General features: G+C 67.7%; 17 protein-coding genes, 1 tRNA gene and 1 pseudogene. 5 read left to right on the plus strand and 14 right to left on the minus strand.

Going from position 1 to position 16,462, the window contains the following annotated elements; genetic code table 11:
* Positions 1-25 precede the first annotated feature (25 nt).
* Entirely contained in the window at positions 26-976 is a 951-nt protein-coding gene (locus NI2_RS02940) for a Ppx/GppA phosphatase family protein (RefSeq protein ID WP_067485560.1), read from the plus strand.
* Between the two features lie 12 nt (positions 977-988).
* Here the strand turns inward: NI2_RS02940 and NI2_RS02945 are convergent, their stop codons facing one another.
* The 9 genes and pseudogenes from NI2_RS02945 to NI2_RS02980 all read right to left on the minus strand — a co-directional run bounded on the left by NI2_RS02945 (position 989) and on the right by NI2_RS02980 (position 8,795).
* The gene (locus NI2_RS02945) at positions 989-2,527 is read right to left on the minus strand and encodes a molybdopterin-dependent oxidoreductase (protein ID WP_243749751.1); all 1,539 of its coding nucleotides are present in this window, start codon (positions 2,525-2,527) and stop codon (positions 989-991) included.
* Positions 2,528-2,575: 48 nt separating this feature from the next.
* Positions 2,576-3,301, minus strand: a complete 726-nt coding sequence (locus NI2_RS02950; protein ID WP_084475807.1) for an anti-sigma factor — start codon at positions 3,299-3,301, stop codon at positions 2,576-2,578.
* Positions 3,298-3,948, minus strand: a complete 651-nt coding sequence (gene sigK, locus NI2_RS02955; RefSeq protein WP_067485566.1) for an ECF RNA polymerase sigma factor SigK — start codon at positions 3,946-3,948, stop codon at positions 3,298-3,300. The genes NI2_RS02950 and sigK overlap by 4 nt, the downstream gene beginning before the upstream one ends.
* A gap of 116 nt (positions 3,949-4,064) precedes the next feature.
* Positions 4,065-4,706 (minus strand): fasciclin domain-containing protein, encoded by a 642-nt coding sequence (locus NI2_RS02960; protein WP_067485568.1) that lies wholly within the window; start codon positions 4,704-4,706, stop codon positions 4,065-4,067.
* A gap of 87 nt (positions 4,707-4,793) precedes the next feature.
* Positions 4,794-4,874 (minus strand): annotated as a pseudogene (locus NI2_RS35830) (YdeI/OmpD-associated family protein); the annotation flags it as partial.
* A gap of 8 nt (positions 4,875-4,882) precedes the next feature.
* Positions 4,883-6,394, minus strand: coding sequence for a flavin-containing monooxygenase (locus NI2_RS02965; protein ID WP_067485570.1), 1,512 nt, complete (start codon positions 6,392-6,394; stop codon positions 4,883-4,885).
* A gap of 64 nt (positions 6,395-6,458) precedes the next feature.
* On the minus strand, positions 6,459-7,025 hold the full coding sequence (locus NI2_RS02970) for an NAD(P)/FAD-dependent oxidoreductase (RefSeq protein ID WP_067485572.1): 567 nt from the start codon (positions 7,023-7,025) through the stop codon (positions 6,459-6,461).
* Positions 7,022-7,945 (minus strand): reductase, encoded by a 924-nt coding sequence (locus tag NI2_RS02975; RefSeq protein ID WP_067485574.1) that lies wholly within the window; start codon positions 7,943-7,945, stop codon positions 7,022-7,024. The genes NI2_RS02970 and NI2_RS02975 overlap by 4 nt, the downstream gene beginning before the upstream one ends.
* Positions 7,946-7,967: 22 nt before the next feature.
* Complete coding sequence (locus tag NI2_RS02980; protein WP_067485576.1) at positions 7,968-8,795, minus strand: SDR family NAD(P)-dependent oxidoreductase; 828 nt, start codon at positions 8,793-8,795, stop codon at positions 7,968-7,970.
* A gap of 108 nt (positions 8,796-8,903) precedes the next feature.
* Here NI2_RS02980 and NI2_RS02985 point away from each other — a divergent pair, with 108 nt between their 5' ends.
* The 3 genes from NI2_RS02985 (at position 8,904) to NI2_RS02995 (ending at position 11,403) form a co-directional block, all read left to right on the plus strand.
* On the plus strand, positions 8,904-9,548 hold the full coding sequence (locus NI2_RS02985; RefSeq protein WP_371851932.1) for a TetR/AcrR family transcriptional regulator: 645 nt from the start codon (positions 8,904-8,906) through the stop codon (positions 9,546-9,548).
* Positions 9,549-9,722: 174 nt separating this feature from the next.
* Positions 9,723-10,457, plus strand: a complete 735-nt coding sequence (locus NI2_RS02990) for a dienelactone hydrolase family protein (RefSeq protein WP_067485580.1) — start codon at positions 9,723-9,725, stop codon at positions 10,455-10,457.
* A gap of 310 nt (positions 10,458-10,767) precedes the next feature.
* On the plus strand, positions 10,768-11,403 hold the full coding sequence (locus NI2_RS02995; protein ID WP_067485582.1) for a class III extradiol ring-cleavage dioxygenase family protein: 636 nt from the start codon (positions 10,768-10,770) through the stop codon (positions 11,401-11,403).
* A gap of 14 nt (positions 11,404-11,417) precedes the next feature.
* On the opposite strand, the gene NI2_RS03000 is transcribed toward NI2_RS02995, so the two are convergent.
* Positions 11,418-11,966 carry a carboxymuconolactone decarboxylase family protein gene (locus NI2_RS03000; protein ID WP_067485958.1) on the minus strand — a complete coding sequence of 183 codons (549 nt, stop codon included), beginning with the start codon at positions 11,964-11,966 and terminating at the stop codon, positions 11,418-11,420.
* Between the two features lie 70 nt (positions 11,967-12,036).
* On the opposite strand from NI2_RS03000, the gene NI2_RS33505 reads away from it, so the two are divergent.
* Entirely contained in the window at positions 12,037-12,186 is a 150-nt protein-coding gene (locus NI2_RS33505; RefSeq protein ID WP_157104643.1) for a hypothetical protein, read from the plus strand.
* An 87-nt stretch (positions 12,187-12,273) separates the two neighbouring features.
* On the opposite strand, the gene NI2_RS03005 is transcribed toward NI2_RS33505, so the two are convergent.
* The 4 genes from NI2_RS03005 to NI2_RS03020 all read right to left on the minus strand — a co-directional run bounded on the left by NI2_RS03005 (position 12,274) and on the right by NI2_RS03020 (position 16,403).
* Positions 12,274-12,972 carry a class I SAM-dependent DNA methyltransferase gene (locus NI2_RS03005; RefSeq protein ID WP_067485584.1) on the minus strand — a complete coding sequence of 233 codons (699 nt, stop codon included), beginning with the start codon at positions 12,970-12,972 and terminating at the stop codon, positions 12,274-12,276.
* 206 nt (positions 12,973-13,178) lie between these two features.
* Positions 13,179-13,252: transfer RNA gene (locus tag NI2_RS03010), tRNA-Leu, on the minus strand.
* 116 nt (positions 13,253-13,368) lie between these two features.
* The gene (locus NI2_RS03015; protein WP_133733927.1) at positions 13,369-14,826 is read right to left on the minus strand and encodes an amino acid permease; all 1,458 of its coding nucleotides are present in this window, start codon (positions 14,824-14,826) and stop codon (positions 13,369-13,371) included.
* Positions 14,827-14,915: 89 nt separating this feature from the next.
* Positions 14,916-16,403, minus strand: a complete 1,488-nt coding sequence (locus tag NI2_RS03020) for a peptide MFS transporter (RefSeq protein WP_084475811.1) — start codon at positions 16,401-16,403, stop codon at positions 14,916-14,918.
* Between the last annotated feature and the right edge of the window lie 59 nt (positions 16,404-16,462).

Consider the following 16,462-nt stretch of genomic DNA (forward strand, 5'->3'; position numbering starts at 1 on the left):
CTGGTCGAGACCTGGAGGAACACTCATGAGTGAGCGCATCGCCGCAGTGGATTGCGGAACCAACTCGATCCGTCTGCTGATCTCCGAAGTCGGCGCCGACAACGCGCTGACCGACGTGCACCGCGAGATGCGCATCGTGCGACTCGGCCAGGGTGTCGACGCGACCGGACGACTCGCCCCCGAGGCGATCGAACGGACCCGCGCCGCGCTGGCCGACTACGTCGATGTGATGCTGGCGCACGGTGTTTCACGCGTGCGGATGGTGGCCACCTCGGCCACCCGCGACGCCGCCAACCGGGACGACTTCTTCTCCATGACCCGCACCGAGCTTGGCCGCGTGGTCGAGGGTGCCGTCGCCGAAGTCATCACCGGTGACGAAGAAGCTCGGCTGTCCTTCGCCGGCGCGGTCGGTGAATTGTCGGCCGATGCCGGACCTTTCGTTGTGGTCGACCTCGGTGGCGGCTCCACCGAACTCGTCGTCGGCGACGAAAAGGGTGTGCAAGCCGCCTATTCCGCCGATATCGGCTGCGTGCGCATCACCGAACGCTGCCTGCCGGGCAACCCGCCCACGGCCGAACAGGTCTCGGCGGCTAAGGAATTCGCGCAGGAGAAGCTCGACGAAGCGTTCGCGAAGGTCCCGGTCGACAAGGTGCGCACCTGGGTCGGTGTCGCGGGCACCATGACCACCATCACCGCCGTCGCCCTCGACCTTCCCGAATACGACTCGGAGCGTGTGCATCTCACCCGCCTGAGCCTCGACGAGGTGCACCAGGTGTGTGACCGCCTGGTCGCCATGAACCACGACGAGCGCGCCGCCCTCGGTCCCATGCACCCAGGCCGCGTCGATGTCATCGGCGGCGGCGCGGTGATCACCGAGGTGCTTGCCGACGAACTGGCCCGGCGGGCCGGTGTCACCGAGCTGATCGTCAGCGAACACGACATCCTCGACGGCATCGCGATGTCGATCCTGCGTTAGGAGCGAGCCGACTCAGCGGATGGTGACCACGCGGCTGTGGTGTCCGGTCGATCCGTCGGGGAAGGGCGTGGCCCGCTCGTCGGTCTGGATATAGCCGGTGGCGTCGATGGCGCGCACCCGAAGGGAATGGGTGCCGGGCGAAGCCTCCCACCGCCAGGTCCACTGACGCCAGGTATCGATGGAATACGCCTCGGCCAGGGTGGCCCGCTGCCAGGCGCCGTCGTCAACTTGAACTTCGACGGCGCTGATGCCGCGGCCCTGGGCCCAGGCGACGCCCGCGACGACGACTTCACCTGCGGGTAGGGTCGCGAACGCCGCGGGGACGTCGATGCGGGAGGCGGTCTTGATCGGCGCGACCGGTGCCCATCCGCGATTGGTCCAGTAGGCCTCGGCGCGATCGAAGCGAGTGACCTCGAGGTCGACGACCCACTTGGTGGCCGAGACGTACCCGTACAGGCCGGGAACGATCATCCGCGCCGGATAACCGTGCTGCACCGGCAGGGCGGCGCCGTTCATGGCCACCGCAAGCAAAGCATCGCGATTGCCTGTGAGAGCCGCCAGCGGGGTACTGGCAGTGAAGCCGTCGATACTGCGCGACAGCACCATGTCCGCGTCGGAAGACGGGCCGGCCTCGGCCAGCAGATCGGCCAGCCGGTAACCCGTCCAGCGCGCGGTACCGAGCAGGTCGCCGCCGACCTCGTTGGATACGCAGGTGAGCGTGATGACGGATTCGACGGCGTCGCGGGCCAGCAGTTCGTCGTAGTCGAGCCGGATCTCGCGCTCGACCATGCCATGGATGCGTAGTCGCCATTCGGCGCGGGTCAGCGAGGGCAGTTGCAGGGCGGTGTCGACGCGGTAGAAGTTGTCGGCATCGGTGACGAACGGGGTGATTCCCTGGACCGGCAGATCCATCGCCGCCGATACCGGAGGTGCGGGTTCGGCGACCCTGGGCAGGAGGAATGCGGCTCGGTCGGCGGCGATGTCGCGCAACCGGGTGGCGAGGTAGCGTCCCGCGGCGCCCGCCGCGACGACACCGGCGGTGACCCCGGCCAGCGCGAGGACGAATCCACGGCGGGTGGGGCCGGTCGTTTCCGATCGTTCGGCAGGCGGGAACCGCAGGAACAACAGGGCAAGGGCCAGGACACCCGCGAGGGTTCCGGCGAGCGTGGGGATCGCGAACCACGGTGTGGCGCTCGGCCGTCGCAGCGCCAGGAAGGCGACGATCAGGCCGAGCGCGGTGAGCACGCCTGCCGCGAGGGCGAAGCGACGGCGGGCGAGCTCACCGATCAGGCCGGCCGCGACCACCATGACCACGGCCATCGAGATGGCCAGTGCCAGTTTGTCGTTGGCTCCGAACCAGCGGATGGCGCTTTCTTTCAACCACTTCGGCGTGTTGTCGACCACCGTGGCGCCGAGCACGAAGAACGGTGACGCGGACGGCGCGACGACCACGGACACGAGATGACCGACAGTGAGTACGGCCGCCGCCGCCACCGTAGCGGCGGCCGCGGCCATGAGATGTCCGAGCCGCCGGGGTTCGGGGTGGACCATGCTGACCTCCTGAGGATGTGGCTGCCCCCACGGTCTTCCGCGAGCGGGTCAGTCGACCGTCATACCGGTGAGCACCGGTAGCGTCGGGGCTGACGAACCACCCGACGGTTCGACTGTCACGGCCAGTACGTCGGCCGATCGGACCGGGGTGACGATCATGGGCTGTCCGGCCAGCACGGCGACCGATTCCGGTTGCCCGCCGGGCGGCACCCGCCACAGCTGATACGCCCGATCAGCGGGCAGGGCCGGTAGATCGTGGAACTCCACCGCCGCGGCCCCGAGCTCCTTCGACAGGTGCACGACCATTTCACCGCCGCCGGTGACAGCGGCCGAACCCGACCGGCTGTCGGGTTGCTCGAGCACCTGTTGCGCGGTGACCGCGTCCGGTCCGTCGTTCGCCCGGTCTACGGCGACTGTGATACCCACCGCCGCACCCGCGAGCACGACCGCTGCTGCTGCCGCCGCGAGCCATCGCGCTGGGCGGCGCCCAGCCACGGAGTTCGTTCTCAGCGGCTGGGCGCCGCGCGGGTCCAACGCTTGCAAGATGGCTGCCTCCAGCCGGGCAGGCGGTGTCACCACGTCCATCGCTGTCAGCGCGGCGAGAGTTTCCTGAATACGCCGCACGTTGGCGTGGAAATCGGCAGCCACAACGGTTCCCGCGGCCGCTAGCCGCTCATCGATCTCGTGGCGTTCCCGGGCATCGAGTGCGTCCAAGGCGTAGGGGTACGCCTCGTCGAACCACGACCAAGGGGTCCGCCGATCTGTATCGCTCATCGGGAAGTCCCTCCGGTCAAACAGTTCTCGAGCCTCTTCAAACCGTCCCGGATCCGGCTCTTCACCGTCGGCAACGGTACTGCCAAGGTCTCGGAGACCTCGACGTATGTGCGCCCGCTGTAGTACGCGAGCGCGACCGCTTCGCGCTGCAGGGCGGTCATCGTTTCCAGGCAATCCAGCACCGACTGCTCGTCGAGTCGCTGGGTGACTTCCTCGGACACCACGTCGTGATCGCGTCCGAGATGACAGTGGCCGAACACGATGTCACGACTCGTGGCGGACTGCTCGGCGCGCACCCGGTCGACAGCACGTCGGTGGGTGAGCATCATCAGCCAACCGATCGGGCTCGCCTTGTCCGGGTCGTAGTCCGCGGCCAAGGACCAGACCTGCAGGAAGACTTCCTGCGCGATCTCCTCGGCGAGGGCATGACTACGCACGACCCGCAGTGCGAGCCCGAAGACCCGTGGACTGGTCGTCCGATAGAACTCGGTGAACGCCGGTCTACTGCCCGCGGCGACGTCGTAGAGCAGTGTCACCAGCCGAGCCTGCACAGCCCGGTCCGCCCGGCGGTCGGTGGGACAGGCGGGCGACGGATCGGTGGGTACCGATCGCAGGCGGATCGGCGAGGGTTCGGGGACATTCGTCATCGTTGATCCCCTGTTTCCATGCGCATGGGAGGGACTTCGCACCACCCATGCCGCCGGATGGGTGGTGCGACGAAATTCTTCTCCCGAGCGTACGGTCCGCGCTAGTGCCTGCGCGTTCACGCCGGTGGCATGAGCACTGTGTCGATCATGTACACGGTGGCGTTGGCGGTTTGCACCCCGCCGCACAGCACCTTCGCGTCGTTGACCGTCAGGTTGTCGCCGGAACCGCTCACCTTCACGTCGGCGCCCTGCACCGTCGCGTGTGTCCCGGCGATCTGCGGGGGCTCGATCCGACCGGGAACCACGTGGTAGGTCAGGATGGTCGTCAAAGTGGCCGAGTCGGTCTTCAACGACTCGATGGTGGCGGGATCGATCTTGCCGAACGCCGAATCGACCGGTGCGAACACGGTGAACTGTCCGCCGTTGAGCGTGTCCACCAGGTTCACATCGGGGTTGAGCTTGCCCGACACCGCCGACACGAGGGTCTTCAACATCGGATTGTTGGATGCGGCCACGGCGACCGGGTCCTGAGCCATGCCCGCCACCGAGCCGGGGCCGGAGGGGACCTGGGCCGCGTATTCCGCGCATCCGGGGCCGACAGGGCCCGAAGCCGCCGGGGTACCCATCGCCGACGACGTGGCCGTCGTGGTGCTCGCGGCGGTCGAGGTATCCGCCTTGTCGTCCTGCGAACAGGCGGTCAGGCCCACTACCGAGCCGAGCACCAAAGCCGCCATCAAAGAATTACGTACCGATCGCATCGTCTTCCATCATTTCCGTCGGGCGGTCACTGCCGCGCAGCTGTTTTGACGGAAGGATTTCGGCCAGCCACCCGGCCCGGATGGGCGCTACTTGCCGGTGCGTTCCCGATGCTGACATCCGGGCCAGCGGCACGGGCGCCGCTGCCCCTCTTCGAGCTGCTCCTGGGATGGACCACTCATGTTTCCACGGTAGCCCTGGCCGGTCGGCCGGCTGCGGTGAACATGTAGTCGGACAGGTCGAAATGGCCGCTGCGCCAGGCTGCCTCCAGAGTGGAGGACGGGCGAAGGGGCACATCGCCGTGTTTGTCGAAGTAGTAGCTGTTGGCAACGGCGCAGCTGTCCTGCCAGAACACCTGGCCGCCGCGGCGGGCCAGCACTTCACGGAAGAACCGGTCGTTGGCCTCGCGGCGAACCTCCACACGGGTGGCTCCGGTGCTGCGGGCGCGGCGCAGGCAGCGCAGGATGTGGCGGGTCTGGTTCTCGATGAGGGTGAAATACGAGGCGCCGTTGTAGCCGTAGGGGCCCATGATGGAGAAATAGTTGGGGAATCCCGGCACGCTGACGCCCTCGTAGGCCTGCAGCCGGTTCTCGTCCCACCACTTCTCCAGGTCGAGGCCGTCGACGCCGTGCAGGTCGTAGGTCGGCATATTGCCCGACTCCATCACCTTGAAGCCTGTCGCGAGAATCAGCACGTCGGCCGGATGTTCGGTGCCCGAGGTGCGCACGCCGGTGGCGGTGATCTCGGTGATGGGCGCGGTTTCCAGCGTGACGTTCGCGCGGTTGTAGGTGGCCAGGTAGTCGTTGGAGAAGCTCGGCCGTTTGCAGCCGAGGGCGTAGTTCGGGGTCAGCTTCGCGCGCACGGCCGGGTCCTTCACCTGGCGGCGCAGGTGGGCCAGCCCGGCGCGCTCGCCGATCGCGGCGGTGGGCAGCGAGCGGTGGTAGTGGGCGGCCAGGGGGAAGGTGACCTCGACGTAGGTCTGGCTGATGAGCCGCGTGAGGGTGCGGCCGCCGGGCAGGCGGAGCGCCAAGCGCGCGGGTGGCGGCATGGGCAGGTCGGGGCGGGGCAGGCACCAGATCGGGGTGCGCTGGAAGACGGTGAGGTGCTCGACCAGCGGCGCGATCTCCGGGATCACCTGCACCGCCGACGCCCCGGTGCCGATGATCGCGACTCGTTTGCCGCGCAGGTCGAGGCCATGATCCCAGCGCGCGGTGTGCACGGTGGTCCCGGCGAAGGTCTCGATCCCGGGGATGTCGGGCAGTTTCGGGCGGGTGAGCACACCGGTCGCGCTCAGCACGAACCGGGCACTCAGCTCGGCGCCGTCGGCGGTGCGCAGCACCCAGCGGTCGCCGTCGGCGTCGAAATCGGCGGCGACCACGGTGGTGCCGAACCGGATCCGCGGGCGCAGACCGTACTTGTCCACACAGGATTCGGCATAGGCCTTGAGTTCACGGCCCGGCGCGTACACCCGCGACCACTCGGTCCGCTGATCGAAGGAGAACTGGTAGCTGAACGACGGGATGTCCACGGCCACACCGGGATAGGTGTTCCAATGCCAGGTGCCACCGACTCCGTCGGCATCGTCGACCATCAGGAAGTCCTCGAAACCCGCCTCGCGCAGCGCGATCGCGGCGCCGATACCGGAGAAGCCCGCACCGACGATGATGATCTCGTGATCGATGGTGCTCATGCCGCTGCCTCGCCGAGATTCGGCCGCGCTGTTCGCACGGCGCGCAGGTAGCTGGTTCGCTCGCTCACGCTGATTCCTTTCTGTCGGCCGCGCCGACCCTGGCGGCTGTCGCGGGCAGATGGTGACCGCGGCCGATGGTGCGCACGACGTGGTGGGAGTCGTCGGCGAAGACGATGGTGTCGACCCGGTGCTCGATGCCGTCGACCGTGCGCACGCCGAGTGGGGCGAGCCGTGCGATCGGCCAGGAGACCAGCCGGCAGTGCGGTTGTCGCAGCGTGCGGTAGTAGCTGTCGTGCACCGCGACGCCCGCGTCGTCGTCGGGCGTGAGCCGGTACCGCAACCACGAATCACGCACTTGCCAACGGAGATTGGCGCGCGCGACGAGCCGCACCAGGCGATCCGGCGCGTGCCGCAGGGCAACGGGCGGCAGGGGTGCGCGCGGCACGATCCAGACGGCCTCGGTCTGGAACACCGTCACCCGCACCGCCTCGGCCGCGATGCCGGGCAGCAGTCGTGCCGCCGCCGCACCGGAACCGATGATCGCCACCCGCTCGCCGGTGAACTCCCGCCGCGGGTGGAATTCGCGGTGGTGCACGATCCGGCCGTCGAATGCGCCGGGGAGCCCGGTCATTTCGCGACCGGATCGTAGGTGAGCTCGCGGACCCACGACGGACGGTGACCGAGCACCCGGACCGGGAACCTGTCGATACAGGCACTGGACACATCGGCGAGCAACTGGAACGGCTGACGGTGGTCGATCGTCGCCTTCGCGTGCAACCGCACCACGTGATAGAGCGGCAGCCGCCGGATCCGCGGGCTGCGCTCGCCGACGGTCTCGTAGCGCCGCACCGCGTTCCACAGCTTTTCCTCGTCCAGACCGAGCGCCACGATATTGGCTGCCATCCGCGACAACAGCGGCGCGTAGAGCAGTGCGCCGAGTACGAAAGACGGGCGCGCCGCGAAACCCGCTGTCTCGATGGCGATCTTGCGCAGCGGTCCCGCGCCGAGTTGCTCGAGCACCTGGAAGCCGACGGCCAGGTGCCGGGACTCGTCGCTGTTGATGTGCCGGAACACCTCGTGGCACACCGGGTCGTCGACCTCGTCGAGCAGGAACTTCACCAGCGCGCCGTCCAGCGCCGTCTCCAAGGACGGGATGACGGTGCCGAGGACGGGCAGGGTCAGGTGTTCGGCATAGCGATCGAGCCAGCTGATCACCAGGCGAATGTTCTTGTTGGGCACCGGCATCGCGTCGTCGTCGAGCATGCCCCAGCGGCGCATCAGCGCCAGTTCGGCATTGGCGTGCTTCTGCTCCTCGGCGTGGAAGTGCCGGTAGATCTCGCGCAGCGCACCCGGTGGCGCCTGCTGGACCAGCGCGGCGAAACCACGGGCGCCGACGTGTTCGATCCACACCAGATCGGACATGAACGCGGCGAGTCGTGGCCGCTGCTCGTCGGTGATCAGCTCGGCACCCGGTGCGTCCCAGTCGATATCGGCCAGGGCCCACTGCTTGGCCCGCACCGTTGCGAGCATGTCGGGATAGGCGAACGTCATTGTCCGTCTCCTTCCGGTCGGTTCAGCGCACGACCCGCTCCAGCAGGCCCGCCGAACGGGTGTAGGTGGCGGGCATCAAGCGTTTGGCCTGCCACAGCACTTTGGCCTCCAGTTGCGGCACCACATAGAGGTCGCCACGGTCGACGGCGTCGAGGGTGGTCTTCGCGATACTCGCGGGCGAGCGGCCTGTCCACCGCAGTAGCGATTCGCCCAGGCGTTCGGCGGTGCCGTCCAGCGGCGAATCCGACCGCAGGATCCCGGTTTTCACGGCCGTGGGACAGAGCACCGTCACGCCGACGCCGGTCCCGGCCAGCTCGGCCGCCATCGTCTCCGACAGCGCGAGCACCCCCGCCTTGCTCACGTTGTAGGCGGCCATCCGTGGTGCCGCGCCGAAGGCGGCGGCGGAGGCGACATTGACCACCGTTCCCCGCCCCGCCGCACGCAGGATCGGCGTGAAGACGTGGCAGCCGTTGATGACTCCCCACAGATTTACCGCGAGGGTGCGTTCCCAGTCGTCGAGGCCGAACTCGCCGACCGGCGGCCCGCCCGCGCCGATCCCGGCATTGTTCACGACCAGACTCGGCGCACCACCGAACCAGTCCTGCGCCAGGGCGGCCAGCGCGGTGACCTCGTCGATCGCGGTGACATCGCAGCGGGCGCCGACGGCCTTGCCACCCGCGTTCTCCACCAGCACGGCGGTCTCGGCGGCCCGGTCGGCGTCGATGTCGGAGCACACCACCCGCGCGCCGCGACCGCCCAGTTCCACGGCGAACGCGCGGCCGATGCCGCTGCCCGCGCCGGTGACCACCGCATCGGCGTGTTCGGTTCGACGACGACGAAACAGGCGCATGGCGACTCCCTGGTTCAACCGGTCCGGTCGGAACTGGTGTCATCTGCCACCATTGGCCGCACCTGACACCAATTAGGCGCGTGACGGAGTACTTTGTCAACCATGGATGTGCGCGCACCGGCCCGGACCTGGGGCGGCCGCACCGCCGAAGAGCGCAGGGCACAGCGCCGCGCCGACCTGATCGCGGCGGCCCTCGAGATCTGGCTCGACAGCGGATGGGCCGCGGTGACGATGCGTGGCGTCTGCCAGCGGGCCGCGCTCAACGACCGCTACTTCTACGAGAACTTCACCGACCGCGACGACTTGCTCGCCGTGGTGTGGGACGAGGTGTGCGCGGAGGTCTTCGCCGACCTGGCGACCATCCTGGCCGACAACGCCGACCGCGCCCCCCTGGAAATCCTGCGCGCCGCCATCGTTCGCGCCGTCGAACTGCAGACCGACCTGCGTGGCCGGGCCCGCATCCTGCTCGCCGACCACGCGGGCAGCGCCGTCCTCGAACAACGCCGCAAAGCCATGCTCACCGACGCCACCGACCTCCTGCTCGCCGCCGCCTGGCCCCATCTACGCCCCGACGCCGACGAAACCGCCGTGCGCATGAGCACTTTGGCGGGCATCGGCGGCTTCATCGAACTGCTCACCGCCTGGCGCACCGGCGCCATCGACGTCGACGCCGCCCGCCTCGTCGAACACACCTACGCCATCGCTACCCAACTCGGCGCCATGTTCCTGCCCACGGACATCATCGGCGGTTGAAAATCCGTTGGCGAACGACGGCGCCCACTGCTACCTTTCACGAATTCCGTGACAGTGGACGAGGAGGTGGTACCCGTGAACGCAGTATCGACATGGGTGCTCTCCACTGGAGTCACGGTCGGGCGATAGGTCGTCCGGGAGCGCCGATCACCAGCACTCCCGAAAGGCACGACCGTGCGATTCATTACCGAACAACGCCTCGACGACGACATCCTCGAACGCGGATTCCTCCTCGGCGACATCCCCGGAATCCTGTGGACGCCGGCGTCTGTCCCCACGCCGACGCCCCTGATCCTCGTAGGCCCTCCTCCTATCGGCCTGCGCAACGCGTACCCGCGACTGCTCGCCCGGGTCCAGCCCACCGTGGCGGCAGGCTACGCCGCGGCCACCATCGAGCTCCCCGGCAGTGGTGACCGCCCCCGTTCGGCCGCCGCCGATCAGGCCCTCGCCGACCTGCGCCAGGCGCTGGCGGCCGGCGGGCCTGTCGATGACGGGATCGTCGACCGGCTCATCCTCCCGCTGGTCGACGCGGCTGTCCCGGAGTGGCAAGCCGCCCTGGACGCCCTCCTCGCGCTGCCCGAAATCAGTGGCCCGGTCGGCTACTCGGGCGGAGTCATCTCCATCGGCACCCGGCTGGCAGTCGTCGAACCACGCATCACCGCCGCCGTCCTGTTCGCCGGCAGCTTCGTGCCACGCGCCATCCTCGAGGAGGCCCGCAACGTCAGAATTCCGCTGCACGTCCTGCTGCAATGGGACGACGAGGGAAACGACCGCCAAAGGTCCCTCGACCTGTTCGACGCTTTCGGTTCCGAGGAGAAGACCCTGAACGCCAATATGGGCGGGCACATCGGCGTTCCGCCGTACGCCGGGGCGGAGGCAGGCCGATTCTTCACCCGGCACCTGACGTGAGGTCGGCTGTCAACGGCATGCGTTGCGTGAGGGCGCTCGAGTAGCCCCTCGTGCGGAAGTGTCTCCGCCGACCTGGTGTCGGCGCAGACACGAGCGCGGGCTCGGTGCCGTGCCACAGTGGTGGTAACCAAGATCGTCAGGAGTGCCCGTGCCGCTGATATCGGCCGCTGTCTGCCCGCACCCGCCCGCGCTCATACCCGCAGTGGGAGGCGCTGCAGCCGCTGAACTGGATGGGTTACGTGCGGCGTGTATCGAATCGATCCGCCGACTCAGGGTTCCCAAATTCGGCGCGGAATCCGACGGTTGGGCAGTGAGCACATCCGAGGAGTTCCACTCCGATCCGACTCTGCCCGACCTGTTGGTGATCGTCGGATGTGATGAGACGACAACCGCATACGAGTCGACCAAGACATTCGGTAGCCTTCGGCGTTACGGCATCGCCTGGGACTGGGATATCGCTTGGTGCCGGGACGACTTGTCGTCGCTCCCACTCCCGCTGTCCTTGTCGGTCGGCGTGTGGCTCCTCACCGCGCACGGCCCGACCGGAATGTTCAGCAGACGAGTTGACTACCAATCGATTTCGTTCGACGCCTCGGCGGAAGAGTGCGCGATATCAGGGAAGGACCTGGCCGCACAAGAGGCCAACGTGGCAATGCTCGTAGTCGGGGAAGCCGCGCCGCTCGAACAGCCGACCACTCACACGGCAATCCGGGCAGCCGACTACAACGACGCCCTCACAAGGGCCTTCGCCCAGGTGGATACCACCGCCCTCAGCCAACTGGATCCCGTGGAATCGCAGACGCTGAAGGCAACCGGGCGAGCAGCGTGGCAAGTTCTCGCCGGCGCGGCCGCAGGCCGAGAACTCGAGGGTCACGTGCTAACCGATTCCGCGTCCCACAACCGAGGATTCGTCGTAGCCAGCTGGACCAGGGCGGCCGGAACTTAGGGAAAGCGCTGCGATCACGGAGTGTGGGGACGCTCCGGCATCGCGCATGCCAGGCCGTCTGCCATCCCGGTCGGCTGCACCCCGAGCCCTTGATTGAGACGGGCCCGCTGGTTCTCCCAGGCGATAGTCGCGGCGAGTTCGGTCAGTTGCGCTTTCGTCAGATGGGTGAGCAGGCCGGCCCGTAATTCGTCGATGTCCACCGCGGGCGTCACCGTCATCGCCTCGGCGAACGCGATCACCAATTTCTCCAGCTCGCTGTAGGCGTCACTCGTGCGATAGCGAGGCAGATCGGTGATCTGCCGCTCGCTCAACCCACTCGTATGCGCCAGCGCCGACCCGATATCGAGACAGAACTGACAGGCCACCAGCCCCGCCGTCTTCAGCTCGGCGAGCTCTTTGAGCCGAGGGTCGAGCTTGTTGCTGAACAACAACGCCGTCTCGTACCCCGCGGTCGCCACTCCGATCTGCGGTCGCCGCCCCAGCCACCCCACCAGGTCCCCCCGATGCCGACGAGCCCGCCGAACCACCGTGGCATACCCCCGAATCCGCCCGATCACCCGCATCGTCAACACCCCTTCGTGCCCGTGATTCGCTTTCGGCTGAAGCTACGCCGCACAACCACCGAAACCCAGCGTGATCCGCACCACCCGTCCTCACTCGAGTTCGATGGTCGGCGGATACCGAGTCGCGGGACCCGCAGAACAGCGCCTCGTCGAACACACCTACGCCATCGCCACCCAACTCGGCGCGATGTTCCTGCCCGCGCACATCATCGGCGGTTGAACATGACACGGCGCAGCCGTCGCCGTCCCCGCTCGGCGCCGCAACATCGGAACGGCGTTGCTGGACAACTGTTCCACGATGACGCGGTCACGGCCGGGACCAGACCGTCGCCATGGTGAACGGGTGGCCGCGCAGGTCGGCCCACTTCGGTTTGCGCTCCAGCCAGCGGTCGTCCACCAACGCCTCGACCATCGCGGTCAGCGTCCAGCCCGCTGCGGTCGCCGCGGTGACGTGCTCGCTGATCAGATGCAGGTGGGTGCTGATCGCCACCGGTTCCCCGGACCCGCTGGTGTAGTGGGTCGGCATGCCGGTCACCATCATGAACTGCGGGTGATAACTGACCACCACGCAGTGGGCGTCCGGCGCGGCAAGCCGCCCCGCCTCGGCGTAGAACGGTGCCAGCTCGGGCAGGTGCTCGTCGATCAGCGATGCGATCACCAGGTCGTAGGTGTCGTCGGGCAATCCGGTGTCGCGCACGTCGCGCCGCCGCAGCGACGTGTGCGCGCCTCGGACCTCGGCGCGCTCCAGCATCCCCGCGCTCGCGTCGACCCCGTCGATGTGCGTGATCTTCCGCCCACGCAGCCAGCTTCCGGTCCGTCCGGTCCCACAGCCGAGATCGGCTGCCCGCCGCACCCGTCCCCACTCCGGACGGCGCAGCCGTTCCAGCAGCGCGAGATCCATCTCGTCCATCACGGTTCGCTCGTAGGTGGCTGCCCACCCGTCGTATCCTGTGACGGCATCGACGGTCCGATAATTGCGCCGGTCGAATTCTGCGAAAGTCGCCACGGGCGGAGTATTCCCGCACCGGACCGGCACGAGCAACCTGATTTCACCGACTCCTACACGCAGCGCTCGGCGCCGACCGCGAGTCTCCTGTCTCATCGGTAGGGCGCGATGGACGAGGGCGTGCGAGCCCTACGGGCTCACTGCGGACTGGACAGGCGAGCTGATCATAAGCGAGCACGTCAAGGCACCACCCAAAAGCACCGAAGTGCCCCCACTGGGACTCGAACCCAGACTCGACGGATTTTAAGTCCGCTGCCTCTGCCAATTGGGCTATAGGGGCGTCCGCCGACAGCCTAGCGACTCGTACGGGTGTACCGGAATTGTGGCGGTAGACCCGGTCGGATCGGCGTGTCGCGGGGGAGCGCGCCGATCCGACCGGGGAGCTATCGTCGCTGGTCAGTCTTTGGCCAACGCCTCCTTCTTGCCGAGCAGGGAGTGGTGACGGCTGTAGGCGAAGTAGATCACGAAGCCGAGCAGCATCCAGACCAGGAAGCGCAGCCAGGTTTCCACCGACAGGTTCACCATCAGCCACAGGCAGGCCGCGACGGCCAGGACCGGGATGAGGGGGACGAGGGGGACGCGGAAGCCGCGGGGCAGGTCGGGGCGGGTGCGGCGCAGGATGAGCACACCGACCGACACCAGCACGAAGGCGAACAGGGTGCCGATGTTGACCATTTCCTCCAGCGTGCCGAATTCGACGAAACCGGCGAGTACACAGCAGACGATGCCGACGATGACGGTCAGGCGCACGGGGGTGCCGCGCTTGCCGGTGTGGGCCAGCCAGCGGGGCAGCAGGCCGTCGCGGGCCATGGCGAACAGCACGCGGGTCTGGCCGAGGAACAGCACCATCACCACGGTGGTGAGGCCGGCCAGGGCGCCGATGGAGATGACGGTCTTGGCCCAGTCGACCCCGTGGATGGCGAAGGCCGTTGCCAGCGTGGCGTTCTCACCCGCGAGCTCGGTGTAGGGCACCATGCCGGTGAGCACGAGGGTGACGGCCACATAGAGCACGGTGACGATGAGCAGCGAACCGAGGATGCCGCGCGGCACCGCCTTCTGCGGGTTCTTGGTCTCCTCGGCGGCGGTCGCGACGACGTCGAAACCGATGAACGCGAAGAACACCAGGCTGGCCGCGGCGAGCAGGCCGTACCAGCCGAAGCTGCTGTCACCGGCACCGGTGACGAACGAGAACAGCGACTGGTGCAGGCCGCTCGCGCCGTCGTCGGCGGGCTGTGACGGCGGGATGTAGGGGCTCAGGTTCGACGCCTTGAAGTAGGTGATGCCGAGGACGAGCACCAGGGCGATCACACCGAGCTTGATGGCCACCGCGATCGCCGACACCCGCGAGGACACCTTGGTGCCGACCGCGAGCAGCACGCCGAGCACGATCAGCAGCGTCACCGCACCCCAGTCGAAGGTGATCGACCCCAATTGCACTGTGGCCGATTCGAATCCGAAGACGGTGCCGAGGTATTGCGACCAACCCTTGGCCACCACCGACGCGGCGAGCGCGAACTCCAGGATCAGATCCCAGCCGATGATCCAGGCGACCAGCTCACCGAAGGTGGCATAGGAATAGGTGTAGGCGCTGCCTGCGACCGGAACGGTCGAGGCGAACTCGGCGTAGCAGACCGCGGTGAGACCGCAGGCGATGGCGGCGAACACGAACGCCAGCGACACCGCCGGCCCTGCGACATTACCCGCGGTGCGGGCGGTGAGGGTGAAGATGCCCGCGCCGACGACGACGGCGACACCGAAGATCGTGAGATCCCAGGCCGTCAGGTCTTTGCGAAGTCTGGAGTCGGGTTCATCGGTGTCGAGAATCGACTGCTCGACCGATTTGGTGCGGAACATGCCGCCCCGTCGGCTCGGTGTCTCTGCCGGTGCCGGCACGTAGTTCTCCTTCTGCATGCGAACGTTGTGAGAAGAGTTACCCCGGCGGGTCAGTGCACACCCTGCATGTGCCGTTTGATCCACGGCGCGCAGGCCACGACGACGAGTCCGGCCGCGATGGCGGCCGCACCGCTGACGCCGAAGTACACGCCTTCGCTGTCGGGGCTGTAGTAGCGGGCCAGCGTGCCCGCCATCGACGTGCCGATGCCGACCGAGAAGAAGTACAGCGCCATCATCTGCGAGCGGAACGCGGCGGGCGCGAGGTGCGTTGTCACCGCGAGGCCGATCGGGGACAGCAGCAGTTCCGAGACCGCGAAACCGCCGAGGATGGCGAACACGGCGAGCACCGGAACGGTCCTGCCCTCGAAGCCCGACAGCAGCGCGAACAACCAGAAGGCGATACCCATGCCGATGACGCCGAGCGCGAACTTGATCGGTGTGGTCGGCGCCCGGTTGCCGAGTTTGGTCCACAGCAGCGCGAACAGCGGCGAGAGCGCGATGATCCACACCGGTTCCACCGAGCCGATCCAGCTGGCCGGTGCCTCCCAGCCGAAGATGCGCCAGTCGACGCGCTCGTCGGAGTACACCGCGAGCATGGTGAACATCTGCTGGAACAGCGACCAGAACACCGCGTTGGCCAGGAACAGCGGGATGAACGCCACCACCCGGGTGCGTTCGACCGGCTCCACCTTCGCGCTCGTGAGCATCACCGTGAAATAGGCGATGGACGCGACAACGATGACGCCGGTGGTGATATCGGAGAGATTGTCGAGGGTGATCCACCCGGCCCAGATCGCCAGGCCCGCTGCCACGGCGGCGACGGCCACGCCGGTCAGCACCGGCCGCAGTTCGGCGCGGGTCACCGGGTTGGGGACCTCACGCCCGTGCGTGCCGAGGTTGCGCCGGAAGATCACGTACTGGGTCAGGCCGAGCGCCATGCCGACCGCGGCCGCGCCGAAGCCGACGTGGAATCCCCATTCGCGCTGCAGCAGACCCGTGAGCAGCGGGCCGGTGAAGGCGCCGATGTTGATGCCGAGATAGAAGAGGGTGAAGCCGCCGTCCACGCGCGCGTCCGAGGGCGCGTAGAGGGTGCCGAGCAGCGAGGAGGCGTTGGCCTTCAACGCGCCGCTGCCGAGTGCCACGAGCACCAAACCCACACCGACACCGGCTAATCCGGGCAACACGGCCAGCGCGAGATGGCCTGCCATCACCACGACACCGCCGTAGAACACGGTGCGTTCCATGCCCAGCACCCGGTCGGCAATCCACCCGCCGAGGACCGTGGAGAGGTATACCAATCCGCCGTAGGCGCCGACGATGCCGAGCGCCGTGCTCTGCGCGATCCCGAGTCCGCCGTCCGCGGCGGTGTAGTACAGGTAGTAGCCGAGGATCGTCAGCATGCCGTAGAAGGAGAAACGCTCCCACAGCTCGACGCCGAACAGATTCGTCAGCCCGATCGGATGCCCGAACAGGGTGTGTTCGAGCGCCGGATCGGCGGGCCCTGGCTGGTCGCCGAGCCGGGTGTGTTGCGTGGACATAAGGGAACGATCCCACGTCGAAACGATGTACAGCAATTTTCCCGCATCTGTCTGCATTC

Origin of the sequence: Nocardia ignorata NBRC 108230 (assembly GCF_001612905.1) — a bacterium.
In the GTDB taxonomy this organism is placed as follows: domain Bacteria; phylum Actinomycetota; class Actinomycetes; order Mycobacteriales; family Mycobacteriaceae; genus Nocardia; species Nocardia ignorata.

Bases quoted from the DNA above. Each gene is read 5' to 3' on its own strand.
- NI2_RS02940 (WP_067485560.1), top strand. From the start codon at position 26: ATGAGTGAGCGCATCGCCGCAGTGGATTGCGGAACCAACTCGATCCGT.
- NI2_RS02945 (WP_243749751.1), bottom strand. From the start codon at position 2,527: ATGGTCCACCCCGAACCCCGGCGGCTCGGACATCTCATGGCCGCGGCC.
- NI2_RS02950 (WP_084475807.1), bottom strand. From the start codon at position 3,301: ATGAGCGATACAGATCGGCGGACCCCTTGGTCGTGGTTCGACGAGGCG.
- sigK (WP_067485566.1), bottom strand. From the start codon at position 3,948: ATGACGAATGTCCCCGAACCCTCGCCGATCCGCCTGCGATCGGTACCC.
- NI2_RS02960 (WP_067485568.1), bottom strand. From the start codon at position 4,706: ATGCGATCGGTACGTAATTCTTTGATGGCGGCTTTGGTGCTCGGCTCG.
- NI2_RS02965 (WP_067485570.1), bottom strand. From the start codon at position 6,394: ATGAGCACCATCGATCACGAGATCATCATCGTCGGTGCGGGCTTCTCC.
- NI2_RS02970 (WP_067485572.1), bottom strand. From the start codon at position 7,025: ATGACCGGGCTCCCCGGCGCATTCGACGGCCGGATCGTGCACCACCGC.
- NI2_RS02975 (WP_067485574.1), bottom strand. From the start codon at position 7,945: ATGACGTTCGCCTATCCCGACATGCTCGCAACGGTGCGGGCCAAGCAG.
- NI2_RS02980 (WP_067485576.1), bottom strand. From the start codon at position 8,795: ATGCGCCTGTTTCGTCGTCGTCGAACCGAACACGCCGATGCGGTGGTC.
- NI2_RS03000 (WP_067485958.1), bottom strand. From the start codon at position 11,966: ATGCGGGTGATCGGGCGGATTCGGGGGTATGCCACGGTGGTTCGGCGG.
- NI2_RS03015 (WP_133733927.1), bottom strand. From the start codon at position 14,826: ATGTTCCGCACCAAATCGGTCGAGCAGTCGATTCTCGACACCGATGAA.
- NI2_RS03020 (WP_084475811.1), bottom strand. From the start codon at position 16,403: ATGTCCACGCAACACACCCGGCTCGGCGACCAGCCAGGGCCCGCCGAT.